Here is a 26,975-nt window from a genome sequence, read left to right on the forward strand (position 1 = left end):
TTAGAATTATAATTTTTGTAGTGTTAAGGTGTCGGTACCGCCGTTACCTCCGCTTACATCCTGAATGATCACTTCTGTACTTGAGACGGAGAGGACATTCCAGTCATCATCATTGAACTCTTCAAACGGCAAGTCTGTACCAAAATTTAGAACCATTTGGTCACCTCCACTTATTACCGCCCAGTTACCATTATTGGTATTAGAGCCATTTGATGCAGTTACAGTACCATCGATGTTAAAATCTAATTCATAACCTGCGTAGTTTGAGGTTTGGTCGTCTGAGTCCTCGACGTAAGATGCCACAAACCAAAGGCCATCTGTTAGGATATCCTCTAAATTGTCGTTGCCGCTTCCTCCATCAAATGGGTTTCTTTCAAAGGTTAAGAAATCTTCGGATCCATCACCACCACTTATATCCTTTAGCCTAATGATATCGTTTGTGACTTCTAGCACATCCCAATCGTCCTCAAGTTCGTCTAGCGGTATACTTGTGCCAAAGTTTAGGATTAGTCCTAATTGTGTCTGGTCTCCAGATGTTGTTGCCCACGAGCCATTGATGGTGCCGTTAGTGTCTGTTGCGGTTGCTGTATTATCTGATGCGAAATTGAAAGTGTAGTCTGCAAAGTCAGCTGTTTCGTCCGTATCATCGAAAAAGTAGGTGACGTACCAGTCTCCGTTGGTTAGTGCACTAACCAATGCTGAGTCGTCAATACCTCCATCGAAAGGTTGTCGCTCAAAGGTTAAGAAATCTTCGGATCCATCGCCACCACTTATATCTTTTAGCCTAATGATATCGTTTGTGACTTCTAGGACATCCCAATCGTCCTCAAGTTCGTCTAGCGGCATACTTGTGCCAAAGTTTAGGATTAATCCTAATTGTGTCTGGTCTCCAGATGTTGTTGCCCACGAGCCATTGGTAGTGCCACTAGTATTTGTCGCGGTTGCTGTATTGTCTGACGCGAAATTGAATGTGTAGTCTGCAAAGTCAGCTGTTTCGTCTGTATCATCGAAAAAGTAGGTGACGTACCAGTCTCCGTTGGTTAATGCACTAACCAATGTTGAGTCATCGACACCACCATCGCTAGAGCAGTCGCTCTCGAAGCGCAATCTGTCATCACCCAGTCTTAAATCTACCTTTACTTCGCCTGGATCTTGATCTATTTCGTGTAGGTTCCAAGTGTCATTGAAGTCTGATAAACCTGTTACATTGATGGTCACTGCAATATTATTGCCTGAACCATCTGCCTCCCAAGTTCCGTTGAACATATTGGCGCCTTGGGTGACTAGAATTGTTCCGTCACTATTGAACTCAAATACATAGCCTACATAGTTGTCTTCTAGGTCGTTATCGTTTCGTTCTAATTTATCTACTGTCCATTCGGTACAATCTGCAAAGACCATGTCGAGCTCTGATGTGGTACAGTTATCGCAATCGTCATCATCAAAATCGTTATCATCGTCTTCATCACAGGTATCGTCCGCATTTTCTATTGCATTTTCTAATTCTTGAACTGTATTTATGGTCAGTGAATTGCCGTCAGCCAAAACTACGGTTATTGGAAAGTTAATGGTCACTGCGGTAAAGTCGTCTAAATCATCTATAAAATCATACATATCATTATCGTTATTGATAGTGATTGTGTTGATAAGATCATTGTTTTCGTTGTATATGGATGCGGTGATTGGGTATTGAAAATCTATACATTCTATGTCGTCATCATCTTCGTTCTCACCTGGGCAGTCCACAGTGAGTGCTGCTAATTCTGCATCTGAGTTAACAATTACGGTAGAGTAGTCTGCTAAAATTACGGTGATCGGATATGTTATTTCAATGGAGTCTACATCGTCATCGAACAAATCGATAATATCTTCGATATCCTCGTAACCATCATCATCGTTTACAGTTACCTCTATTCCGTTGACCGTTACGGTAACAGGTAGCTGTACGCTTAAGCAACTTGCGTTGTCTATGATATTATCGAACGATCCATCATTTATTGCCACATTGGCCATAAGGTTAGCAATGGTAGAATTGGCTTCTATGGTATCTTCTGTTGGTGGGTCAATGGCTACATCGTCTTCAGTTCTGCAGGAGGTAAATGAAAGCAGAACTCCGATTGTTATTACTAAAATTGGTTTTAATGATTTCATAATGGATTTATTTTAATTTTTAAGTTCGTTTGTTAATTGGCTTTTAAATCGCCTCTTTATTCTTAAAACAACTTAGTAAAAGAATGTCCCAAGAAAATAATTAAAATTTTTGATTCATCTTTATTTCCAATGCTTTTAGATTAAGAATAGTAAACTTTAAGTTATCAATTCTTTGGTTTGCTTGCCTGTATTTATAGAGATCTATTTTATTGTGGTTATATTGGAGTGTTTATTCGAGTGTTTTTATTTTCTTTTTGCATTGCCATAATTCCTCTATCTTAATCAAAGCGAGTGATTTAATGAATTTTGATGTTCTTTCTGTGCATTGTAATTGCATGATATTTTCAAATCTTAATTCTTTAGGCAGTTTATAGTTAAAACATTTTTATTTGGAAATGTCCCAAAGGAGATTGAAAAATTTTATATAATTTCAAGGAAATTTACTGGTAATGCCAAAGTCCCTTTATAAAGATATATGTGATAAGATACGATTTTCAAAACTCTATGAGACGTATGCACAATCCTTAAGCAATATATTGTTTTACAAGTATGGGGAACGCTTAAATCCGGCCGATAAGGTTCAGGAAGCTTTTATTAAGCTCTGGGAAAACTGTGCTAAGATTGCACCAGAAGCTGCCAAAACCTATCTATATACCACAGCCAACAATATGATGCTTAATGCGGTAAAGCATCAAAAGGTGGTTTTAAAATATCAAAAGGTAAAGCCGAAGGATTATACCAATGAGTCTCCTGAATTTGTGTTGCGTAAAAAAGAATTCCTTAAACGTTTTGAGCGTGTTCTTTCGCAATTAAAAGAAGAGGAACGCGTTGCATTCCTACTAAATAAAGTAGATGGTAAAACACATAAAGAGGTTGCAGAAATTTTAGGCATCACAAAAAAAGTCGCTGAACATAGAATCTATGGTGCTTTAAATAAGCTCAAAGATGAACTTGAAGAACTCAATAGAAAATAATTATGGGACAATCCTTTATTGAGTTGTTTTAAATATATAACATATGTTATGGACAAAGAACAATTAGTAAAAAAGTGGTTAAATAACGACCTGTCAGAGACTGAGTCAAAGGCTTTCCATGCGTTGGAAGATGCTGACTTATATAAAGAAATTATTGAGGAAGCTCAAAGGTTCAACGGTAATACCAACGCTAAAGTGGCATCCTTTGATGCATTTGATAAGCGTTTAGTTTCCAAAAAAAGCTCATCTACTTATTGGATAAAAGTTGTTTCAAGTTTAGCCGCAATTATTGTTGTGGGATTTGCATTATTTACATTGATAAATAAAGACCAAATAAGTTCATTTAAGACTGGTTTGGCTCAAAACGAAATTATCACATTACCTGACAATTCAACCGTAAGCCTAAACGAATTATCACAGCTAGAATACAATAGTTCTAATTGGAATGAAAATAGATCGTTAAACCTTAATGGTGAAGCGTATTTTGATGTGGAGGAAGGTAAACGTTTTGATGTTCATACAGACTTTGGTAAAGTAAGTGTTTTGGGAACAGAGTTTAATGTACTATCCAAAGACCGTATTTTTAAAGTTTCTTGTTATGAAGGTTTGGTGCAAGTGAGCTATGAGGATAACACTGTTGAGTTACCTGCTGGTACAGAGTTTGTTTTGTCTTCAGGCAAAGGACAAAAGTCAGACATTGTAATCGCTGAGCCCTATTGGCTTAAAAACATGAGTGTTTTTGAAGATGCTTCACTTAAATCCGTTGCTAATGAACTAGAAAAACAATACAACATAAAAGTTCAATATCCATCTGACATGACTGTAAAATTTACAGGTGCTTTTGAGCACAATAATCTTGAGAATGCCCTAGAATCTATTACAAAGCCCCTTAATTTGACCTACACCATTAAGAACACTAACACGGTCATAATAAGGAATGGGCAAAACTAAATTTTATATATGCTTATTGCTGTGTTTTTCTCTCACCTCTAAATTGATGGGACAAAGTTTAGAACAGAAAGTTTCCATCTCTGAAGTTCTGGACAATATCACAAAAAAGCACTCTATCACTTTCAATTATGAGAGTAGCCTTCTAACGGGTATAACTGTAACTCCTGTATCCCAAGATTTAAGCTTAGCTGCAAAAATCAATAACCTTGAAAAGCAAACCAACTTAGTTTTCGAAAAAGTTAGCGATTTAGTTTACACGATTTCAGAAACGATTCAATTGTGTGGTTACATCAAAGGATTAGAATTACAAGAGCCTCTCATTGGTGCTACTGTGACAGGTAAATTTACCTATGCAGTCACCGATAATAATGGTTATTTTGAAATTGAGTTGAAATCTGAAAATGAAATTTTAACCATAAGACATATAGGATATAAAACCATAGAACGTCAGGTAAAGTTTTTCAATTTAGAAGATTGCGGAACGATAACAATGCTTGTGCAGCAGGAAATTATTTCTCCAGTACTAATAGAAACTTATCTTGTTAGAGGTATAGATAAAAGACAGGACTGGTCAACCTCAATTGACTACAAGCGATTTAGTCTATTACCTGGTCTTATTGAATCTGATGTATTGCAAACCGTTCAGGCATTACCAGGTATTTTAAGCGTTGATGAAACGGTTTCTAATATTAATGTTAGAGGAGGATCTCACGATCAGAATTTGATGCTATGGGATGGTATTAAAATGTATCAAACAGGTCATTTTTTCGGTTTAATATCTAGTTTTAATCCACTTATGACACAAAAAGCAAGTGTGATCAGCAACGGATCAGACGTAGTATTGACTGATGGTATCTCTGGGACTATTCATATGCAAACAGAGAAACAAATAGATTCGGAATTCAATGGTGTATTTGGGATTAACTTTTTAAATGCCGAATTGTTTTCTAATATTCCCATTGGCAATAAGTCATCCTTACAAATTGCATCGAGAAAATCTTTAGATGATGTTTTAAGAACACCCACTTACGAGGTATATTTTGAAAGAGTAACACAAGATACCGAAGCTGAAAACAATGTTTCTGCCGTTACAAATTCTAAGCAGGAATTTGATTTCTATGATGTTTCTTTACGATGGTTGTATCAGCCTACGGATAAGGATTTTATTCGAGTGAACTTTATTCTAATAAATAATGATTTAGGGTTCAATGAAACTGCTGATGTTAATGGAACTACAAGGACTAGACGCAGTAGTATATCGCAAAATACACTTGCGGTGGGTCTTAATTACAAAAGACTATGGAATGAGAAGTTATCATCAACGATAAATATCTATGACAATGAATATAAACTTGAAGCCTTAAATGCAGATGTCTTGAACAATCAATTACAATTACAAGAAAACATTGTTTCTGAAACAAGCATTTTACTTAATAATGTATTAGACCAATATCAATGGAGGTTTAACCTTGGTTATCAGTTTACAGAAACCGAGGTCATTAACTTAAATGATATTGATTTACCTCGATTTGTAAGACGCGATGAAGAAATATTAAGAGAACACGGTGTGTTTGGGCAGGCTTGGTACAAAAACTCTAATAATGACTTTTCAATTAGAGGTGGAATTAGGGCAAATTACTTAACTCGATTTAAAAAAATGATTGTCGAACCAAGATTAAGTGTAAGACAATCGATTGGAGAGCATATTGAAATTGAAGCACAAGGAGAGTATAAACATCAAAGTACCTCACAAGTTATCAACTTTCAAAATGACTTTTTAGGTATAGAGAAAAGGCGTTGGCAGTTAACCGACAATGATAGTATTCCCATCCTACGGAGTAAACAAGGGTCTTTAGGTATAACATATAAAAATAATGGTTGGCTATTTGATGTTAAAGGCTATTATAAAACTGTGGATGGTATAACTACCCAAAGTCAAAGTTTTACTACTAAATATGAATTTGCAAAAGAAAAAGGCAGTTATGATGCCTATGGATTTGAGTTTTTATTTAGAAAAAAGTTTGGTAACTTCAACAGTTGGCTGAGTTATTCTTACATCAATAATACTTACACTTTTGAAGCCCTTGAAGATGTTGAGTTTCCTAGTAATTTTGATATTACTCATTCTTTTACATTAGGAACAACTTTTAGCAACAAATATTGGAACATTTCAGCTGGAATTAAATACAGAACTGGGAAGCCTACTTCTATTCCTCAACAAGGGAATGAGATTGTTGATGGTGATGTAAATTTTGACGAAGGTAATAATGAACGGTTAATGGATTATATAAGAATTGATGCCTCTGCTATATATAAGTTCACGATAAACGACACTTTTAGGTCAGAAATTGGAGCATCGATTTGGAATATATCAAATAGGGAAAATGCTATCAATAATTATTACAGAGTCAATGAAAGTGATACAGTAAATAAGTTCTCGAGATTCTCTTTAAGGTCAGCAACTAATGTGGTTTTTCGAGTATATTTTTAAGAAATACTAAAAGCGGTATCTTCAGAAACCAAAAAACCCGATTCATTTGAATCGGGTTTTTGATGGTGGTGCCTCCAGGAATCGAACCAGGGACACAAGGATTTTCAGTCCTTTGCTCTACCAACTGAGCTAAGGCACCAGTTGCTTAAATAAGCGGATGCAAATATAAATTCATTTTTAGTATTACCAAAAAGAAACTTGTAAAATTTGATTTTTTAAATTTGCACAATTAGTATCGCTTATGAATCTTATAGTAGATGTTGGAAATACCTTTGTAAAGTTTGCCATTTTTAAGAATGATGAACTCATTCACAAAGTGAGTTTTGAACTGTCGGAGTTTAAAAAGCAATATAAATTACTGAAAAAGGAATTTCCAAAGCTAAAGACGTCAATAATATCTTCAGTTGGCCGATTATCCAAGAAGCAGATTGAGATTATCGACGATGATTTAAAGGTGCTTGAACTAAATAGCAACACAAAACTTCCGTTTAAAAACCTCTACAAAACTCCCGAAACCTTAGGCGTAGATCGTATAGCGCTTGCAAGTGCTTCGGTAAACCAGTTTCCAGATAATAATGTGTTAATTATAGATGCTGGTACTTGTATAACCTATGATTTTGTTACCGATAAAAATGAGTACCTTGGAGGAGCTATTTCACCAGGAATACGGTTGAGATATCAAGCCCTTCATAATTTAACGGCAAACCTTCCGTTATTAGAAAAAGACCAGCCCAAAACAATAATTGGGAATTCTACAGAATCATCAATTCATTCTGGTGTTGTTATCGGAGTTGTTAAGGAAATTGATGGTGTTATAGACCAATATAAGGAGAAACACCAAGATTTAACAGTTATTTTAACAGGAGGTGATGCCAATTTTTTGTCAAACCAATTAAAAAATAGCATATTTGCGAATTCAAATTTTCTATTAGAGGGTTTGAACTTCATTTTAGATTATAATTCGAAATAATGATAAAAAAACTCATTGTAGTTTGTCTTGCAATTATAGGTTCTAGTGCTTTTGCGCAAGAAGGAACAGCTTCACCATACTCATTTTATGGAATAGGTACGCTTAAGTTTAAGGGTACGGTAGAAAACAGAAGCATGGGAGGTATGGGTGTTTACTTAGATAGTGTGCATGTAAACCTGAGAAATCCAGCAGCTTATGTAGGTAAAAACGTTGATGCTTTTCCTTTTGATGGAGAAAGCAGACCAGTAAAATTTACTGTGGCTGGTACTACGAGCGACACGAAACTTAAAAGCAATTCTGGAGAAGGTGAGACTAACAGTTCTACCTTTGATTATATAGCATTATCTGTTCCTATTGGAAAATTTGGCTTTGGCTTTGGGCTCTTACCATATACTTCTGTTGGTTATAAGCTAGATGATGTCAATGATGATGGTGATTTTCAAAATCGTTTTAGAGGAGAAGGTGGTCTTAATAGAGTGTTTGCGGGTTTTGGCTATCAGCTATCACCTAAACTTGGTATTGGAGTGGATTTTAGTTATAACTTCGGTAACATACAAAACTCTGCTATTCAGTTTGCTTATACACCCGAAGGAGAGTTGGTTCAGTATCAAACCAGAGAGGATAACAGATCAGATTTAAGTGGATTAAGTCTTAACTTTGGTTTGGCATATAAAACAATGGTGTCTAACACTTTAGAGCTTTCGGCAACGGCAACCTACGCACCACAGAGTAAGTTGTCTTCGGACAATCAACGGTCTTTTTCTACTATTGTAATTAATACAACAACCAATGCAGAAGGTACCATTAATACATCAGAAGCTGACCTGGAATCTGAGGGTTTGAAAAACACCAAGCTTACCTTACCATCGCGATTATCGTTTGGTGCAGGTTTGGGTAAGCCTAAATCTTGGTTTGTAGGTGCAGAATACACACTGCAGAATACAAGTGATTTTTCTAACCCAATTTTTAATAATGATATTTCTTCCTTCGAAAATGCTTCTCAAATAGCGATAGGAGGTTTCTATATTCCTGATTATGATGCTTTTTCTGGTTACTTTAAGCGTGTCGTTTACAGAGCAGGTATTAACTTTGCAAATACAGGATTAGTAATAAAAGATGAGTCAATTAAAGAGTTTGGCATATCTTTTGGTCTAGGTTTACCAGTTGGACGTCAAAACTTATTTTCTAACGCTAATTTAGGCGTTGAAATAGGACAACGAGGAACAACTGACAAAAATTTAATCCAAGAGAATTTTATAAACTTTAACTTAAGTTTATCTTTAAACTCTAGATGGTTTAGACAAAAGAAGTACAACTAACAATAATAAATAACAAGATGAAGACGAGAATTACAATACTACTGGCTGCTCTGTTTGTGAGTTTCAACATTAGTTTTGCTCAGCAAGATGAAGAGTGTATGAACAATCTGTCGCTATTTGATGGATATGTTAAGAGCAAACGATATGATGAAGCCTATGAGCCTTGGAAGATTGTGCGTAACAAATGCCCAAAATTCAACAGGGCTATCTATGCACATGGTGAAAAAATACTTACACACAAAATCGAAAACTCTACTGGTGCAGATCAGGTTGCACATATCAATGATTTAATGTCGCTTTACGATCAAAGTAGAGAACACTTTCCTTCTAAGTATGATGAAGGTGAAATTTTAGTGGATAAGGCAAACTTAGCTTATAAGTACAGGGATGAATTGAATAAGTCCGCTCAGCAATTGTATGACATGTTCGATGAAGCTTATAAAAAAGATCCTAAAAACTTTACAAGCGCTAAAGGGCTTTATACCTATTTTTCATTAGCTGTGGATTTGTTTGATGCTGGTAAAAAACCTGCTCAGGAGATGTTTGATAAATATGATGATGTTAATGAGTTGATCGAAAACTTAATTGCAGGATATACGATAAAGCTTAACAAATATGCTGAAAAGGAAGAAGCAGGACAGACTTTATCAAAAAAGGAAGCTAGATATAAGTCTAGTTATGAGTCTAATATTGAAGCTTTCGAGAATCAGATTTTGGGAAGTATGGACAAAAAACTTGGAGACAGAGCTAATTGTGATGTGTTGATTCCTTTATATGAAAAGAATTATGAAGCTAATAAAAATGATGGTGTTTGGTTACAACGAGCCATGAACCGTATGTATGCTAAAGGCTGTAAGGAAGATCCATTGTTTTTAAAATTGGTGGAGCAAAAAAATAGTATTGAGCCAAGTGCAGATACAGCATACTACTTATATATATTAACTGGTGAGCAAAAGTACTTTGATGAGACTATTTCTTTGGAAACAGATCCTTTAAAGAAAGCAAAACTGTACAAGAAATTAGCCCAAGATCTAAAAAGTAAGGGAAGCTACGGTAAAGCAAGACAGTACTATATGGAGTCCATGAAATTAAACCCGTCAGACGGTTCTCCTTATATTGCGATTGCAGCAATGTATGCCAAGAGTGCTAACAACTGTGGATCAGATAACTTTAGTAAAAGAGCTGTATTTTGGTTAGCAGCTTTAGAAGCTGAAAAAGCTGGTAGAGTAGATGGTCGTTTAAAGTCAGCTGCAGCTAAATCAGCAGCAAGCTATAGAGCGAGTGCGCCAACAAAGTCTGAGATTTTCCAGAAAGGAAACGCAGGTCAGCCTCTCAAAATAGGATGTTGGATAGGACGTACCATAACGGTTCCTAATATTTAATGAGAATAAAATATTCACATATTATAAAAAACTTAGTCATAGCATTTGCTATGACTTTGTTTTTTAATTGTGAAAATAACTTTAGCGATGTGCAGAAGGTTGGTGTTTTGCAAAATCAACCTATTGGCGAAGCTGAGAATATCGATTTAAAATATACCGAGTTCATCGACGACACGGTTCGTTTAAAAGCAAACTTGATTAGTCCTAAATTGTTAGACTATTCCAATCGCGATTTTTCGTTTTCAGAGTTCCCGGATGGGATAGAACTAAAGGTCTATGATGACGATGGTAAGATGACAACCATTACTTCGCGTTACGCGATCTTCTACTCAGATACGGATATTATAGACTTAAGAGGTAATGTTAGGATTGCCACACATCAAAAAGACACTTTGTTTACAGAGCAATTGTACTATAATGAGAAGTTAGAGTGGGTGTTTACTAATGAGCCTTGGTTGTTTAAAAGAGCTATAGGGCCTCTACATGGTATCGGGTTTGATTCAGATAAAGACTTCAAAAATTTCCAAATGTTAGAGATGGGTGGTGATTTTGAGCTCGATAATTAACTATCTTTGTGCTTTTAATAGATAAACTAACCGATGAAGATTTTAAAATTCTTTCAATACGCATATCTAATTTTTGCAGCACTCTTTATTTGGGATGCCATTTCTAATTGGAACGAAGAAGGAAATAGAGCTTATATGTCCTTGTTTTTTGCTGCTTTAGCTATATTTATGTTCTTTTTTAGAAAACGATTCGCAAAAAAGTTTGAGGATCGTAATAAAAAGTAATTTATGACTGTTGATATAGTCATTATTGTAACCACACTTATACTTTCAGCCTTTTTTTCGGGTATGGAGATCGCATATGTATCTTCCAATAAAATACATATAGAGCTAGAAAAGAAACAGGACGACTTTCTGGGAAAAATACTGACCAAGCTTACCGCTAGGCCATCAAAATATATTGCCACCATGCTCATTGGTAACAATATAGCACTGGTCATCTATGGGTTAAAAATGGGAGACGTGTTGGTAAGGTGGTTTCAAAGTTATTTGCCTTCAGATAGTACAACATTAAACTACTTGCTTGTCGATTTGCAACTACTGACACAAACCGTCATCTCAACGCTTGTGATATTAATTACAGCTGAGTTTTTACCAAAAGTGTTTTTTCAGATTTATGCCAATACACTATTAAAAGTGTTGGCATTGCCTACTTATATATTTTATGTGCTGTTTACTTGGGTTTCAGATTTTGTGCTCTGGATTTCGGATGCCGTATTAAAATACATTTTTAGAGCTCAAGGAGAAGATGTAGTATTGGCAATGACCAAGGTAGAGCTGGGTAACTACATTAGCGAACAAATGGAATCGGTGGAAGACCATGAAGATGTGGATAGTGAGATACAAATATTTCAGAATGCATTGGAATTTACAGAGGTTAAAGCACGCGAGGTAATGATTCCACGTACCGAAATCTCAGCTGTGGACATTTCAGAATCAATAGAAAATCTAAGGCAGCTCTTTGTTGAAACTGGCAGAACCAAAATTCTCGTTTATAAAGACAATATAGATGATATTTTAGGGTATGTACATGCCTTTGAATTGTTTAAAAAACCAAAAACAATTAAATCCATTATTATTCCGGTAAGCTTTGTGCCAGAAACCATTCTTATTAAGGATGTACTTAATATTTTAACCAAAAAACGACAAAGTATAGCTGTTGTTATCGATGAATATGGTGGTACTTCTGGTATCATGACCGTTGAGGATATTGTAGAGGAATTATTCGGAGAAATAGAAGATGAGCACGATACACTCGAAATGATTGAAGAGCAGGTCGATGATAAAACTTATAAATTTTCGGCAAGGTTAGAAGTCGATTACATCAACGAGACCTATAAATTAAACCTGCCGGAAAGTGAAACCTATGAAACCTTAGGAGGATTGATCGTTAACGAAACAGAAGGTATTCCCGAAGAAAACGAAGATGTACAGATAGGCAATTTTAAGTTCACCATCAAAGAAGTTTCATCAACAAAAATAGATGTTGTACTTCTAAGAATACTCGAAGTCGATTAATAGCAAATACAGCATACAAAAACTAAACTTCTCCTTTTATAATTTGGTAGAAAGTACTATTTTCGCAGACTTATTTATATCAAACGATAGACTATGGCAATTTTAAATAAAATTAGACAACGTTCGCTAATCTTAATATTAGTAATAGCATTGGCATTATTCGCTTTTGTTATTCAAGGTGTTATTGATAATCCAAATGCGTTTTCAGATACGCAAGGGGTTGTTGCAACAGTTAACGGAACCGATATTGAAAGAAATGAATTTCAACAAAAGGTAAAAAACTATCAAGATAGAGTAGGTGGAAGAGTGACTTCTACCCAAGCTATGAATACCATTTACAACCAAGAGCTTCGTAAAATTATTATGGAAGAGGAGTATGAAGAACTTGGCTTTTCTGTTGAAAAGGATGAAATGCGCGATTTGTTGAAGAATAGTTTTCAATCGTATCCAGAGTTTCAGGATGAAAACGGAAACTTTGATGTTAATCGTCTTAATGCATTTATCGCAAACCTAAAAGACCTTAACGGTGAAGCTGCACCGCTTGGAAATTTCTTAGTGAATTATGAGAGTTGGGCCAATAACGAGCAAACGATTGCTACTAATGCCATTCAGCAAACGTATTATAACATGATTAAAGCTGGTGTTGGTGCTACTTTAGCTGAGGCAAAAGATGAATATATGGCAGACGCCAAAACGGTTGATATTCGCTATGTACAAATACCTTACACGTCTATTGCAGATAGTTTGGTTGAAGTGTCAAAGTCAGATATAAAGGCTTACATGAAAAAGCACGAAGACAAATTTAAAGCTGATGCCAATAGAGAGGTTGTTTATGTAGAGTTTAAAGAAGAGGCTTCTAAAGCTGATGAAGATGCTATAAAAGCACAACTTCTAAAATTAAAAAACGATCAGCCTTTATATAACGATAGTAGTGGAAATTATGACACTATTCCTGGTTTTAATTCAACGACTGATGTAGAGGAATTTATCAACTCCAACTCAGATATTAAATTTAACGATTCATTTTTAAGAGCTGCCCAATTACCTGCTACAGTTAAAGACAGCTTAATGAATTTAGAGGTTGGTGAGTATTATGGACCATACAAGGATGGTGAGTTCTTTAAACTATCTAAAATGTTAGCTGTTGAGCAGATGCCAGACTCGGTTAAGGTAAGACATATCTTAATTCCTTTTGCAGGTGGACAAAGAGCTGATGCCTCGGTGACTAAAACACCTCAAGAAGCTAAGAAAACAGCAGATAGCATCTTGGCAAAGATTAAAAGCGGGACCAAGTTTTTGGATCTATTAGAGTTGTCGTCAGATAAAGTGAGTAACGAAAAAGATGGCGAAATAGAGTTTGCATACAATGCAGGTATGGCTCCAGAGTTTAAAGCATTTTCATTTGAAAATGAAGAAGGAGATGTTGACGTCGTAGGTACGTCTTTCGGATACCACGTTATAGAAATTTTAGAACAAAAGAGTTTTAATGAGACTTATAAAATCGGAACAATAGCACGAAAGATTGAGCCATCTGACCAAACATTACAAGATGTGTTCAACAAAATGTCTAAGTTCGAAATTGCTGCTAAAGATGCTGATTTTAATGAGTTGGCGGCAGAACGTGAATTGACTGTAAAGCCAATCACATTTAAGGAATTGGATGAGAATATGCCAGGCTTAGGAAGCCAGAGACAAGTTGTGCGTTGGGCATTTGAAGAAGATACTGATGTAGGTGACTACAAGAACTTTCCAATCTCCGGATTCGGATTTATTGTCGCAAAACTTGTTGAGAAAAACGAAGAAGGATTAATGAGTGTTGAGGATGCTTCCGTAACCGCATTGCCAGAAATAAGAAAAGAAAAGAAAGCGAAAATGATTCGTCAAAAAATCACGGCTACAACGGTTAATGAGATCGCTAAAAACCAAGGACAAAGTCCACGTACAGCTGCTGCTTTAACCATGAAAAACACAACGCTTTCTGGTGCAGGTGCAGAACCAAAGGTAATTGGAGCTGCATTTGGTTTAGAAGAGGGACAGACATCAGGTCCAATAGACGGAACCAATGGTGTTTATGTTATTGAGGTGACTAAAGTTAATGAAGCTACTGAGTTAGATAATTATACGTCTATAGTCAATAGGTTAAATACTACAATTAAAAACGCTGTACAGTCTCGTGTTTACCAAGCATTAGAAAAAGCTGCTGAGATTGAAGATAACAGAGCCAAAACGGTTTACTAGTATTTAGATATAACAACGAATAATTAAAAAGGCTTTGCAGAAACGCAAAGCCTTTTTTGATTTGTCACATCCAATTTTCTTCAATAAATCGACAGTATTTAACTAAAGAACCATAGCCTCAAACGGAATAACAGTGTCATACCCTTTGGCTTTAAAATAATCCGTTGGATCGGTTTCCGAGGTCATTAAAACAAAATCACCTCCCCAAGCACCAAGGCTTTTTATGGCTCCTTTAAAGTCATGAAACAAGCTAGCTTTAACAGGCTCCTGTAGGATTAATCCAGAAATAAGATTTTCATGCGCATCGATAAGACTATTAAATGTTGAAAGTGATTCACATGCAATCATGGATTCAGTGATTTGATTTACCTTCTTTATAATAGAAACGTCAACTCTATTTAAGCTTTTGTAGGCTTTGATGCCATCTCTACTGTTTTGCTTTTGGTTGAGGTAAACAAAATATAAATGATGCTTAAACTTCGGGTTAAATGCAACGGTTGTAACCACTGGGTTGTGATTTTCATCTAATTGATATGTTATTGGCGAATTATGTTGAGCACAAGCAATATCATAACCGCTTCCACCAAACGTTTGTTCTAAAAGTGCATAGGCATCAACCTCTGCCCAATCGGCTATATTATTGATGAGTGTTGAGGATGTTCCCAATCCCCATTTTCTATTAAAATCTTGATGCGTAGTAATATTATAACCTTGATGATCACTTAGGAATTCAGGATTTAATTTTTGTGCAGCCTCCAATATTTGAATTAATCGATTACTAACCTCATTGGAATTTTCACTTGTCACACTGAGCGCCTGTCTGCCGAACAGGCAGGCAGTCGAGCTGTCGTCAATTGAAAACTCACCATTAAACCAAACTTTACCTAGCTCATCATAGCTTTTCCAAACAATAGTATTGTTATCATTTGGCTCAACAGTCAAGCTTTGCCCATATTTTGTTGGAATTGCCAATGCCTTAGCACCATCCAGCACAACATATTCTCCAGTGATTAAAAGTTTGCCGTGGCTGTGGTATGTTTTTGAAGTCTTAACCATTTGTTAGGTTTTCGGTGGCTGAGCGTAGTCGAAGCCATAATTTAAAATGGCTATCATTCTTACATTCTGATAGTTTCCTTAATGATTCAAAATTGTTTTTAATCAAAGCTTCCTTTTTAGCTCTACTCCAGCCTTGAATTTGTTTTTCTCTATAAAAAGCATCATCAATTCTTTGAAATTCTTCTAGATAAACTAATTCTACAGGTAACCGTTTTTTTGTGTGATTGGCACCTTTGCCATCATTATGCTCATTGATTCTTGTTTCAATATCGATAGTGCTTCCAGTATAGTAAGAACCATCACTGCATTTTAATATGTAAACGTAACCTTTGGGCATTTTTTAATTATATGGCTTCGACTTCGCTCAGCCACCAGTATAGATTAATTTTATCTTAAATTCTTAATAGCCTCAACTACAGCGCCATGAGTCACTACATTGGTTTTAAAGTGTTCAATCAACCGCACTTTTTCCTTAGGTGTCGCTTTAAGTTGGTTGAGGATATTCATAAGGTGCATTTTCATATGCCCTTCTTGAATTCCGGTTGTGGTGAGTGATTTAACAGCTCCAAAATTCTGTGCTAAACCTGCAACAGCTACAATCTGCATTAAATCTCTGGCAGAAGGATTTCGTAGCATTTCAAGGGAAAATTTCACCAATGGATGTAAATTGGTCAGTCCGCCAACCGTGCCTAGCGCTAATGGTATTTCCAACCAAAATTTAAAAACACCATCCTCAATAGAGCAATGGGTTAAACTAGAATATTGTCCATCTTTTGCTGCATAAGCATGCACTCCTGCTTCAACTGCTCTAAAATCATTTCCTGTGGCCAATATCACAGCATCAATACCGTTCATCGCTCCTTTATTGTGCGTTACTGCTCTATAAGGTTCTACTTCAGCAATATTTACAGCTTGCTTAAATTTCTCAGCAAATTCCTCTGGGTTTTTTATGTCCTTACTTTTTAATTCAGAAACAGGACATTCTACTTCGGCTCTCACCAAACAATTGGGCACGTAGTTAGAGAGTATGCTCATAACCACATCGAGATTGCCTTCTAAATTATGCTCGGCTTCATTTTTCAAGGTATCAGCGAACTGCTCTAAACACGAGTTGATAAAATTTGCACCCATGGCATCTAGCGTTTCAAACGTAGTATGCAACTGGTAATAATCATCTAATTTTTCAGTTTTATTTCTAAGTTCAATATCCAAAATTCCACCTCCACGACGTTCCATATTTTTCGTGATATCTGAGGTTGAGGACAAAAGCTTCGGCTTTACTACTTTAAAAAAAGAAGCTAAGTCATTGAAATCGCCATCATACGTAAAATGCACCTGGCCAATTTTCTCAGTAGAAATAACTTCAGCTTTAAACCCACCTCTTTTCAGCCAAAATTTTGCAGCCTTACTAGCTGCTGCCACTACAGAACTTTCTTCAATGGCCATTGGGATGGTATAGAGTTTACCGTTTATTGAGAAATTAGGGGCAACACCTAAAGGTAGATAGTAATTTGTTATGGTGTTTTCAATAAATTCATCATGTAGCTTCTGGAGCTTTTCATCAGAATTCCAATACTGTTTTACCAGTTTTCGAGCTATGTCTTTGTCGGTAAAGTAAGTATCTAAGAGCCATTCAATCTTTTCGGATTTTGAAAGCTTAGAAAAGCCAGAAATAGCATTTGACATAGATTAAGTAATTTAAAAAACAAAGATACTGAGATTGGCATAAATTGTGTGCATAATCTGTTTTAATTGCCGATTTACTGTTAATAATAACTGTTTTTTCCATAATTTTTAGTAAACTTGGCATTGCTTTATTGAAATAGAAAATTTATGAAATTGAGACACTTCATTGCCCTTATTGGTTTTTTAACCACTTCTTTAATTTATTGTCAAAATAAGCAAATCACGCTCGAAGATATTTGGAGTGGAGAATTCAGAACCGAAGGCATGCAAGCCTTACATTCTATGAAGAATGGTAAACAGTATTCGGTATTAAATTTTGATAGAGAAAGCAGAACAGCTACTATAGATATTTACGATTACAAAACCTTGGAAAAAGTAAAGACCTTGGTGTCTTCTGAAGATATTTCGGAGATTCAAGGTTTTTTTGATTATACCTTCAGTGATGACGAGTCCAAAGTAATTCTAACCACTAACGAAAAACCTGTTTTCAGACGCTCTCGACTAGGTGAATATTATGTATATGATATTGAAACCAAATCATTGACCAAGGTTTCTGATGACTTGGTGCAAGAACCAACCTTATCACCAGACGGCACCAAAATCGCTTATGGCTTTGAAAACAACCTTTATGTGAAGGATTTAGCTTCGGGTAAAGTGAATCAGATTACTACTGATGGTGAAAAGAACAAAATCATCAATGGTATTACGGATTGGGTGTATGAAGAAGAGTTCAGCTTTGTAAGGGCTTTTGATTGGAGTGCGGATAGCAACCAAATTGCCTTTATTCGCTTTGATGAAACTGAAGTGCCAGAATTTTCAATGGATGTTTTTGGATCTGGTTTATACCAAACGCAACAGGTGTTTAAATATCCTAAAGCAGGTGAAGCTAATTCTAAAGTGTCGTTGCATCTTTATAATTTAGAATCTAATAATGTATCCGAGTTAAAGGTTGATAAAACATACGAAGACTTTTATATCCCGAGAATAAAATGGACCAAGGATCCTAATGTGTTAAGCGTACAATACATGAATCGTCATCAAAATGAGCTAGACCTGTGGTTCATCAATACAAAAGAGATGTCTTCCGATTTGGTTTTGGCTGAAAAGGATAATGCTTATATCGATGTAACTTTCAACCTTACTTTTTTAGAGGATAATAGTTTTATCTGGACGAGTGAAAAGGATGGTTTCAATCATATTTACCACTATTCAAAAGACGGTGATTTAATCAATCAGGTTACCGATGGTGATTGGGAAGTAACTAATTACTATGGTTTCAATGAAAAAGCCAACAAAATTTATTATCAATCGACAGAAAACGGTTCTATTAATAGAGATGTTTATTCCATCAAATTAAACGGTAAAAATAAAAAGCGACTGACAAAATCTGAAGGCACTAACAGTGCGTCATTTAGTGCAGACTTCACGTATTTTATCAATACACATTCCAGTGCCACCACACCACCGGAATATACGTTGCACAATGCTAAAACTGGTGACCTTGTAAAAGGCATAAAAGATAATGACAAGCTAGCTCAAAAAGTTGGTGATTATGTGACGTCGAAGAAAGAATTCAGTACCATTAACGTTAATGGGAATGACTTAAACATGTGGATGATTAAACCTGCAGATTTTGATGAAAACAAAGAATATCCGCTGTTTATGTATCAGTATTCTGGTCCAGGTTCGCAACAAGTGGCCAACCGTTGGAACAGTACAAATGATTACTGGTACCAAATGTTGGCACAACAAGGCTATATTGTGGTTTGTATAGATGGAAGAGGTACTGGTTATAAAGGTGCTGACTTTAAAAAAGTAACCCAAAATGAATTGGGTAAATACGAAGTAGAAGACCAAATCGCTGCGGCAAAAAAGTTGGGTAAACTATCATATATTGATGAAGACCGCATCGGAATTTGGGGTTGGAGTTATGGTGGCTTTATGAGTAGTAATGCACTTTTTAAAGGTAACGATGTCTTTAAAATGGCAATTGCGGTGGCACCTGTAACAAGCTGGAGATTTTATGACACCATTTACACCGAACGTTATATGACTACACCACAGGAAAACCCAAGTGGTTATGATGAGAACTCACCAATCAATCATGTGGATAAGCTTGAAGGCGACTTTTTATTAATCCATGGTTCGGGAGATGATAACGTACACTTACAGAACACCATGCGTATGGTTGAAGCTTTGGTACAAGCCGATAAGCAATTTGAATGGATGATTTATCCAGACAAAAACCATGGAATCTATGGAGGCAATACAAGATTACATTTATATAAAAAGATGACCAATTTTATCCATAAAACTCTAGGTGATAAGCTAGAGCAAAATGAGAAAGAGGAAACGGAAACATCTAAGATTAAAGGCTAGGTAAACTAAAAACTAACTAAATTAATTATATATGGAATTTAAATTCGGAGGATCAGAAACTAACCAAAGGACTGTATTAGGTCACCCTTCAGGTCTATTTGTATTGTTTTTTACAGAAATGTGGGAGCGATTTTCATACTATGGAATGCGCGCTTTACTTGTACTTTTCTTAACTGCAGCTATATTAGGTGAAGGTGGCTGGGGCTGGGAGCGTTCAGAAGCTCTATTATTGTATGGATGGTATACTGGTTTGGTTTATATAACACCGATTATTGGTGGTTTTATTGCGGATAAATTCACGGGTTATCGTAATGCTGTTGTTATAGGAGCTTTGCTTATGACCTTAGGACATGCTTCAATGGCGCTAGAGGTGACAGCAGATATGTTTTTCTATTTAGGTCTAGGACTTTTAATTATTGGTAATGGAATGTTTAAACCAAATATTTCTTCTATGGTCGGTCAATTATATAAATCACAAGGAAAAGAAAAGGATGCTGGCTATACCATTTTCTATATGGGTATTAATGCAGGTGCATTCTTAGGGATTTTATTGTGTGGTTACATCGGAGAAAAAGTTGGCTGGCACTATGGATTTGGACTAGCAGGAATTTTTATGTTTTTTGGTATGTTGCAATTCTATTTTGCTCAGAAGATTTTTGGACGAATTGGATTGTCACCAAAAGGTACTCAAGATTTTGATGACGCCGTTGAAGATTCATTAGAAGAGACTAAGGATATTATTGAAGAAGTATCAAGTGAGGCTGAAAAATCAAAAATTACTTCTGATAGGTTAAAAGTAATTGGTGTTTTTGCATTCTTTACCATTTTCTTCTGGTGGGCTTTTGAACAAGCAGGAGGTTCTATGACTGTTTTTGCAGCAGATTATACCGATAGAGTATTAACGGGTGAAGGCGCTATTACCTTTAAAATATTTAATACACTATTGACTGTTGTGCCTATGTTAATTATCACCTGGGTATTACTGTTGTTATTTAAACAGACATTTTCAAAATATTCACTATCTAATTTATTACTCGGTACAAGTTTCGTTATCATCTGGGGAATTGTGATTTGGATGTTAAACAGAGAATTTGGTTCAGAAGAATCTGAGGTGCCTGCGTCATGGTTTGGTATCCTAAACTCATTCTTTATCATTGCGTTTGCACCGTTGTTTTCTAAAGTCTGGGAAAGTAAATACAATCCATCAGGTCCAGTGAAGTTTGCCATTGGATTAATTTTATTAGGACTCGGTTTTGGAATATTAGCTTACGGTTCAATGGGTATTCCGTTAGGAGCAAAAACAGCTTCAGTTAGTATGATATTCTTAATATTGGCATACTTATTCCACACCTTAGGTGAACTATGTGTATCTCCTGTTGGTCTTTCTTATGTGAGTAAATTGGCACCGATTAAATTAGTGGGCTTAATGTTTGGTGTATGGTTTGTCGCCAACTTTATTGCTAATTTAACTGCAGGTTGGACAGGTAGTTATATAGATCCTATTGTCGAAGAATATGGTATGAGCACATTCTTTTTGATATTTACAGCAGTACCAGTTGGAGCAGGAGTAATAATGTTAATATTAAATAAAACTTTAATAAGAATGATGCATGGTATTCGCTAATCTCAATTAGCCAGAAACCGTTAAAATACCTTAAAATGCTCCTCAATAGGAGCATTTTTTGTAAGTTCGGTATAACATTTGCTACAAATGAGATATGAAATGAGGAAAAGATGGAATTCATAATTGGAGCTATAGGTTGGTTGACGAATTACATTTGACAGAATTATAAAAATGAAAACCTACAAATGAAAAAATTACATTATATAATAGCATTTATAGCCTTTGGAGCGTTAATGTCGTTTCAAAAGAGCCTAAATAATGATGCGGACAAAATTAATTGGATAACTATAGAAGAGGCCATTGAACTTCAAAAAGAAGAGCCTAAAAAAATCATTATGGACGTTTACACCAATTGGTGTGGACCGTGTAAGATGTTAGATAAAAACACCTTTCAGAATGCAGACGTTGTTGAGTATATCAATGAGCATTACTATGCCGTAAAATTTAATGCAGAAGGTAATGACGAGGTGACTTTTAATGATAAAACATTTAAAAATCCCAATTACGATCCTGCCAAGGCCAATAGACGTAATAGTGCCCATGAATTTGCAAGATACCTTCAAGTCAGGGCTTACCCAACAATAGTGTATTTTGATGAAGAGGCAAACGTTATCGCGCCAATTTCAGGATATATGAAACCACAACAAATAGAATTGTATTTAAAGCTGTTTAACACAGATAAATACAAGGAAATGGATACGCAAGAAAAGTTTAACGAATATTTTAAATCCTTTAAACCGACGTTTAAGGAATAAAAAGCTTATTCAAGTATAAAAGCTCCCTTTTCATTAGTGTAATGGAAAGGGATTTTTCTTTGTGCGCATGTTGCCTTCCAACGTCTTACGTAAGATTTATAGTTACTAGCATCAGCAATGATTTGCTTAGGTTTTAGACTGTCAATCATTCTTTCAAGATTTATTTTTGGGGAATTACGTAGTAAGATATAATCAGTCTTAAAAGAGATGCCTTTATACACTCCCAAACTGTCAATAGTCAAAATGGTTTTAGCTTTAAATTGATAGACGTTTTTCAAACTATCTATTGATATAGAATCAATGATTTCGCCAACCTTATAGTTTCTAATGACGTTGTCGGTTGCTTGTTTTTCAGCATTAAGATTATGATGAACAATGAGTTTGTCATTCTGTTTCAAGCCAATCAGTGAAAACCGACTTTTATTAAACACAATAAATGCTTCCTCTTTATTGTTGAGCGTGTTATGGATAAATGTAGCTTGAAAGGCTAGAATCCCAACTAAACATATCGCTATCCACTTAAAATTCCTGAATTTATATATCTGCACCATAGCAACAATGATAAAGTAAGCACATATCACTTGAAGTAAAGTAAACGGAATATCCCGAAACAGAAAATCCTCAAACTGTGCTACCCAAGCAATAAACCCGTTTAGGCTTTCAATGATAAGACTGTAACCTTTGACTATAAACTCTGGTAATACATTCAAAAGCGCCAATATAATAACCAACAACCCAAAGCCAAGAATCAAACCCAAAAACGGAATGACGACTAAATTTGAGATAAAGAATAAACCCGGAAACTGATGAAAGTAAAACAGACTAATGGGTACCACACCAAATTGTGCTGCAAGCGTAACGGTAAAGATTTGCCATAGCTTGTCGGTCACCAAATACTTGGGTTTCCAAAGTCTATAGAATATCGGTTGAATACTGACAATGCCCAAAACCGCCAAATAACTCATCTGAAAACCGACTTCAAACAGAAATGTGGGTTTAAAAAGTAAAATTAAAAAGGCTGATATGGCTAGTGTATTATAAATATTGGTTGGTCGCTTTAAGTGCATCGCAATACTGATGATGCTAAACATGGCTACGGCTCTGGTAACGGATGGCGATAGACCTGCTATTACGGCAAACGACCACAATATAGTAACCAAGACTAATGGTCTGATGTAGTTCCCATACTTGAGATAGAGTAGAGGTCTAAACAGAAAATTTAGAATCCATAGTATAATCCCAACATGAAGTCCAGAAACTGCCAGAATATGTATGGTGCCAGAATTGACATAATTATTATACACGCTTTTATCAATGGTTTGGCGTTGGCCCAACAACAAGGCATTTATAATGCTGAGCGTATCATCTGCAAAACCGGCTTCAACAAGTTTTTCGTTGATGGTGGCTCTCAATTGGTCGGCGAATCCATAGATGGATGTTTTAGAGTCTGACACCAAAAACAACTCACTTTGTTTAAGATAGAGTTGGTGATAGACCTGTTTCAATTCTAAATATTTACTGTAATCAAACTGATGTGGATTTAACGGTTTTTGAATCGTTTGAAGTTCTGAGGACGTAAAGAATACGGAATCCACTGGTAAAACTCCACCAATGGAATCTGGCTTAACGTTTATGAGCAATTTTCCTGTGGCAGACTTATCATCAATTGACAATACAGAAACAATATATTTATCATTATAAGTATCTGGCTTAAGGCGCTCATCTATTTTAAAGGTTATGGTGTTAAACGTATCATTAACGTCTAAATTTGTATAGTGATGCGGTCGTAACTTTTCATTTTGAATGTTATAGGCATTGATGCCAATACCAACCATGCATAGATAGGTCAGCAATGCGAAAAAGGGTTTACGGTTTATTTTTCGTCTCAGCAACAACCAATAGCCACCAAGTAGAAGGATTAAAGCAATAGTAGCAATAAGAGCACTATTAAAATCAAGTTTAAAATAATGCGCAATGACAATGCCTATGATAAGGCATAGCGTTAATTTTATGATGGTGAAATTTAGTAACTTCATGGAAATGAGTTACTAATATAAGAAATGATTACAAAACTCTTCTCGCCTGTACAAAAGCAAAATACCAATACTTTTCTGCCAAGGACGAAATCATAACACCTCTACTTGTTGAGGCATGTATAAATTCTACATTGCCTGTGCGGACATTGGTAACAATGCCGACATGGTTGACCTTTCTGCTGTTTTTCCTAGTAGCAAAAAATACTAAATCTCCTACGTTTACTTCTTTAAGGTCTATCCAATCTCCAAAGCTTTTTAAATCAGATGTCGTACGAGGCACAGAAATGTTGTTGTCTGTAAATGATGTATAAATCAAACCAGAGCAATCCATACCACGCTTTGTAGTGCCACCATATTTATAACGTGTGCCATTGAACTTTTTGGCGTAATTAGCAATGGTTTCAGCTTCTTCTGAAGGCTTTGTGTTGGTATTAACCTTTACCGTATGTGTTTGCCTTTTTTTACTGGAATAGTTTTTTTTGGATTTGCAGCTACTTGCAATCATCACTAAAAGCAGTATCGGTAATAGTCTTCTCATTTGTAGGATTTGGAATTTAGTTTTTGTCATTTGAAATTTTTGAAACAATCAACTTAGCCGCATTCTCACTGGCACCTTTGCCTCCTAATTTTTTCTCTAATTCATAATAATCTAAAAAGAGTTGCTCGCGCTTATCGGAATGTAAGATGGAAGCCAATTCTTTCTTTAAACGTTTTTTATTGAGGTCTCCTTGTATGAGTTCAGTAACCACTTCACGATCCATAATTAAATTTACCAATGAGATAAATTTTAAGGTAATAATGCGTTTGGCAATTTGGTAAGAAATCCAATTGGCTTTATAGCAAACCACTTGCGGTACTTTGTAAAGCGCAGTCTCTAAAGTCGCTGTGCCAGAAGTCACCAAAGCGGCATTTGAAATGCTCAACAAGTCATAGGTTTTGTTAGACACAAAACTCACATTACTCTTTTTGATAAATGTTTCGTAAAACTCAAAATCCTGACTTGGTGCACCAGCAATGACAAACTGATAATCTTCAAAATCATCAACCAAACTCAGCATTACTCCAAGCATTTTGGTGATTTCTTGCTTTCTACTGCCTGGTAATAGTGCAATTATGGGTTTGGTACTTAAGAGATGAGTTGTTCTGAATTCATTTTCGTCAATTTGAGGTCGATCTGCAATGGCATCAATTAATGGATGGCCCACAAAATTCACATCATAACCATACTTTTTATAGAATTCCTTTTCAAACGGAAGAATACAGTACATGGCATCAATATCGCGTTTGATTTTCTCAACACGACCTGCTCTAGAAGCCCAAACCTGTGGCGAAATGTAATAATGTGTTCTAAAATTATGCTCCTTTGCCCACTTGGCTATTCTGAGATTAAAACCTGAATTATCAATGAAAATAATCACGTCAGGATGAAACGTTTCAATATCCATTTTGCAGAATTTTATATGACCAGAAATTTTTCTGAGGTTAAAAATCACCTCAGCAAAGCCCATAAACTGGCGCTCTTTGTAATGCATCACCAACTCACCACCAACAGCTTGCATTAAATCACCTCCCCAAAATCTAATGTTGGCTTCAATGTCTTGTTGAAATAAAGCCTTCATAAGATTAGAGCCATGTAAATCGCCCGAAGCTTCGCCAGCAATGATGTAGTATTTCATTAATTAAAAAATTTAATGATCATGGTTACTATAAAAATTAGCAAAGTAGCAATGAGCACACCTTTAGCTCGGTTATCTTGATTTTTCTTTAGAAATAGAAAAAAAGCACCAAGATTCAACAAGGCTCCAATACTCATAAGTTTGGTTAAGGTGCCACTTGCAATGGCTTGTTGTATAACTTCTCCCCAATTATCCGACTTTCCAAAAATCTGTATGGCAAAAATCAACCCAAACACTGCAGCAATAACACCGACTACAAATCCAATGATAATGTCTTTTTTAGTCATTTAGTTTCCAGGTATTAATATTTTGAATGCTATGATGTGCCGTTAAATCAAATTGAACCGGAACAAGAGAAACATAGCCATTCGCCAAAGCCCATTCATCCGTATCTTCGCCTTCGTCCATATTTACAAATTTACCGGCTAACCAGTAATAATCGCGTCCCATTGGGTTGGTACGCTTATCAAATTCCTCTACCCAATTGGCACGTGCCTGGCGACAAACTTTAATCCCTTTAATGTCTTTTTTGTCGAGATTTGGTAGGTTAACATTTAATACGACTCCATCAGGTAAACCATGCTCCAAAACTTGTCTTGTAATGGTTTCAACAAAGGGTTTGCAATGCTCAAAATTGGCATTCCAGTTGTAGTCTAAAAGCGAAAACCCAATCGCAGGAATCCCTTCAATGCCTGCCTCTAAAGCAGCACTCATGGTGCCAGAGTAAATCACGTTAATTGAGGAATTAGATCCATGATTGATGCCAGAAACACAGATATCTGGTGTTCTGTCCAAAATTTCTCTAACCGCAAGCTTTACACAATCCGCAGGTGTGCCAGAGCAACTATATTCGGGTTGTTTACCATCAATATCCACCTTTTCAATGTACAATGTGTCGTTAACGGTTATGGCATGTCCCATACCACTTTGAGGGCCATCTGGCGCAACAACCACAACATCTCCAATCTTTCGCATAACGGAAATTAAGGTCCGCATTCCTGGCGCTGTAATACCATCGTCATTGGTCACTAAAATTAAAGGGCGTTTAGACATAGGTCTTATCTTTTTTATGATTGGGTAAAAATACTAAAAAGCTAAAGAACGTAGGGTAACTACACCTTTAACAAAAAATTAGTGCCTTGTTTTTTTATGGCACGGTTTTTTCTTCTATTTTAGTGAATTATTGAAGCCTACTTCACTATT

22 protein-coding genes and 1 tRNA gene are annotated in these 26,975 nt (G+C 35.8%); 13 read left to right on the plus strand and 10 right to left on the minus strand.

The annotated features are described in order from the left end of the window. Nucleotides 1-6: 6 nt before the first annotated feature. Complete coding sequence (locus SIB89_RS12035) at nucleotides 7-2,151, minus strand: hypothetical protein (protein WP_412559972.1); 2,145 nt, start codon at nucleotides 2,149-2,151, stop codon at nucleotides 7-9. A 449-nt stretch (nucleotides 2,152-2,600) separates the two neighbouring features. On the opposite strand from SIB89_RS12035, the gene SIB89_RS12040 reads away from it, so the two are divergent. Genes SIB89_RS12040 through SIB89_RS12050 form a run of 3 tightly spaced genes read left to right on the plus strand, consistent with a single transcriptional unit; the run spans nucleotide 2,601 to nucleotide 6,567 of the window. Further along, nucleotides 2,601-3,125 (plus strand): RNA polymerase sigma factor, encoded by a 525-nt coding sequence (locus tag SIB89_RS12040; RefSeq protein WP_412559973.1) that lies wholly within the window; start codon nucleotides 2,601-2,603, stop codon nucleotides 3,123-3,125. 48 nt (nucleotides 3,126-3,173) lie between these two features. Continuing rightward, complete coding sequence (locus tag SIB89_RS12045) at nucleotides 3,174-4,076, plus strand: FecR family protein (protein ID WP_412559974.1); 903 nt, start codon at nucleotides 3,174-3,176, stop codon at nucleotides 4,074-4,076. Nucleotides 4,077-4,122: 46 nt separating this feature from the next. Beyond that, nucleotides 4,123-6,567, plus strand: coding sequence for a carboxypeptidase-like regulatory domain-containing protein (locus tag SIB89_RS12050; RefSeq protein ID WP_412559975.1), 2,445 nt, complete (start codon nucleotides 4,123-4,125; stop codon nucleotides 6,565-6,567). A gap of 63 nt (nucleotides 6,568-6,630) precedes the next feature. Here SIB89_RS12050 and SIB89_RS12055 read toward each other — a convergent pair. Then, nucleotides 6,631-6,706 (minus strand) — tRNA-Phe (locus tag SIB89_RS12055). A gap of 102 nt (nucleotides 6,707-6,808) precedes the next feature. Between SIB89_RS12055 and SIB89_RS12060 the strand changes: the two genes are divergently transcribed. The 7 genes from SIB89_RS12060 (at nucleotide 6,809) to SIB89_RS12090 (ending at nucleotide 14,560) form a co-directional block, all read left to right on the plus strand. Then, nucleotides 6,809-7,537 (plus strand): type III pantothenate kinase, encoded by a 729-nt coding sequence (locus SIB89_RS12060; protein WP_155088308.1) that lies wholly within the window; start codon nucleotides 6,809-6,811, stop codon nucleotides 7,535-7,537. Continuing rightward, entirely contained in the window at nucleotides 7,537-8,856 is a 1,320-nt protein-coding gene (locus SIB89_RS12065) for a hypothetical protein (RefSeq protein WP_273291063.1), read from the plus strand. Before SIB89_RS12060 ends, SIB89_RS12065 begins: the two co-directional genes overlap by 1 nt. Before the next feature lie 17 nt (nucleotides 8,857-8,873). Next, entirely contained in the window at nucleotides 8,874-10,238 is a 1,365-nt protein-coding gene (locus tag SIB89_RS12070) for a hypothetical protein (RefSeq protein ID WP_273291065.1), read from the plus strand. Then, entirely contained in the window at nucleotides 10,238-10,804 is a 567-nt protein-coding gene (lptC, locus tag SIB89_RS12075; RefSeq protein ID WP_412559976.1) for an LPS export ABC transporter periplasmic protein LptC, read from the plus strand. Before SIB89_RS12070 ends, lptC begins: the two co-directional genes overlap by 1 nt. 33 nt (nucleotides 10,805-10,837) lie before the next feature. Further along, nucleotides 10,838-11,029 (plus strand): hypothetical protein, encoded by a 192-nt coding sequence (locus SIB89_RS12080; protein ID WP_412559977.1) that lies wholly within the window; start codon nucleotides 10,838-10,840, stop codon nucleotides 11,027-11,029. 3 nt (nucleotides 11,030-11,032) lie between these two features. After that, a complete protein-coding gene (locus tag SIB89_RS12085) occupies nucleotides 11,033-12,322 on the plus strand; it encodes a hemolysin family protein (protein ID WP_412559978.1) in 1,290 nt (429 codons plus the stop codon). Nucleotides 12,323-12,415: 93 nt separating this feature from the next. Further along, a complete protein-coding gene (locus tag SIB89_RS12090; protein ID WP_412559979.1) occupies nucleotides 12,416-14,560 on the plus strand; it encodes a SurA N-terminal domain-containing protein in 2,145 nt (714 codons plus the stop codon). Nucleotides 14,561-14,662: 102 nt separating this feature from the next. On the opposite strand, the gene SIB89_RS12095 is transcribed toward SIB89_RS12090, so the two are convergent. Genes SIB89_RS12095 through SIB89_RS12105 form a run of 3 tightly spaced genes read right to left on the minus strand, consistent with a single transcriptional unit; the run spans nucleotide 14,663 to nucleotide 17,302 of the window. Further along, on the minus strand, nucleotides 14,663-15,616 hold the full coding sequence (locus tag SIB89_RS12095) for a GYDIA family GHMP kinase (RefSeq protein WP_412559980.1): 954 nt from the start codon (nucleotides 15,614-15,616) through the stop codon (nucleotides 14,663-14,665). After that, nucleotides 15,609-15,953, minus strand: coding sequence for a GIY-YIG nuclease family protein (locus tag SIB89_RS12100; RefSeq protein ID WP_412559981.1), 345 nt, complete (start codon nucleotides 15,951-15,953; stop codon nucleotides 15,609-15,611). Before SIB89_RS12100 ends, SIB89_RS12095 begins: the two co-directional genes overlap by 8 nt. A gap of 50 nt (nucleotides 15,954-16,003) precedes the next feature. Further along, entirely contained in the window at nucleotides 16,004-17,302 is a 1,299-nt protein-coding gene (locus SIB89_RS12105; RefSeq protein ID WP_412559982.1) for a hydroxymethylglutaryl-CoA reductase, degradative, read from the minus strand. Between the two features lie 147 nt (nucleotides 17,303-17,449). On the opposite strand from SIB89_RS12105, the gene SIB89_RS12110 reads away from it, so the two are divergent. From SIB89_RS12110 to SIB89_RS12120, 3 genes are all read left to right on the plus strand, one after another. Continuing rightward, a complete protein-coding gene (locus SIB89_RS12110) occupies nucleotides 17,450-19,681 on the plus strand; it encodes a S9 family peptidase (protein ID WP_412559983.1) in 2,232 nt (743 codons plus the stop codon). A gap of 31 nt (nucleotides 19,682-19,712) precedes the next feature. Next, nucleotides 19,713-21,305 (plus strand): peptide MFS transporter, encoded by a 1,593-nt coding sequence (locus SIB89_RS12115; protein ID WP_412559984.1) that lies wholly within the window; start codon nucleotides 19,713-19,715, stop codon nucleotides 21,303-21,305. 185 nt (nucleotides 21,306-21,490) lie between these two features. Beyond that, entirely contained in the window at nucleotides 21,491-22,060 is a 570-nt protein-coding gene (locus tag SIB89_RS12120; RefSeq protein ID WP_412559985.1) for a thioredoxin family protein, read from the plus strand. Between the two features lie 5 nt (nucleotides 22,061-22,065). Here the strand turns inward: SIB89_RS12120 and SIB89_RS12125 are convergent, their stop codons facing one another. The 5 genes from SIB89_RS12125 to surE are packed head-to-tail and all read right to left on the minus strand — an operon-like array spanning nucleotide 22,066 to nucleotide 26,825. Beyond that, a complete protein-coding gene (locus tag SIB89_RS12125; protein ID WP_412559986.1) occupies nucleotides 22,066-24,096 on the minus strand; it encodes a ComEC/Rec2 family competence protein in 2,031 nt (676 codons plus the stop codon). Between the two features lie 28 nt (nucleotides 24,097-24,124). Continuing rightward, on the minus strand, nucleotides 24,125-24,634 hold the full coding sequence (locus SIB89_RS12130) for a C40 family peptidase (RefSeq protein ID WP_412559987.1): 510 nt from the start codon (nucleotides 24,632-24,634) through the stop codon (nucleotides 24,125-24,127). A 16-nt stretch (nucleotides 24,635-24,650) separates the two neighbouring features. After that, nucleotides 24,651-25,772 carry a lipid-A-disaccharide synthase gene (lpxB, locus tag SIB89_RS12135; protein ID WP_412559988.1) on the minus strand — a complete coding sequence of 374 codons (1,122 nt, stop codon included), beginning with the start codon at nucleotides 25,770-25,772 and terminating at the stop codon, nucleotides 24,651-24,653. After that, nucleotides 25,772-26,059 (minus strand): hypothetical protein, encoded by a 288-nt coding sequence (locus tag SIB89_RS12140; protein WP_155088325.1) that lies wholly within the window; start codon nucleotides 26,057-26,059, stop codon nucleotides 25,772-25,774. Before SIB89_RS12140 ends, lpxB begins: the two co-directional genes overlap by 1 nt. Further along, the gene (gene surE, locus SIB89_RS12145) at nucleotides 26,052-26,825 is read right to left on the minus strand and encodes a 5'/3'-nucleotidase SurE (protein ID WP_273291087.1); all 774 of its coding nucleotides are present in this window, start codon (nucleotides 26,823-26,825) and stop codon (nucleotides 26,052-26,054) included. Before surE ends, SIB89_RS12140 begins: the two co-directional genes overlap by 8 nt. Between the last annotated feature and the right edge of the window lie 150 nt (nucleotides 26,826-26,975).

The sequence above is a fragment of the Winogradskyella sp. MIT101101 genome (genome assembly GCF_047126865.1).
Taxonomy (GTDB): Bacteria; Bacteroidota; Bacteroidia; order Flavobacteriales; family Flavobacteriaceae; genus Winogradskyella; species Winogradskyella ouciana.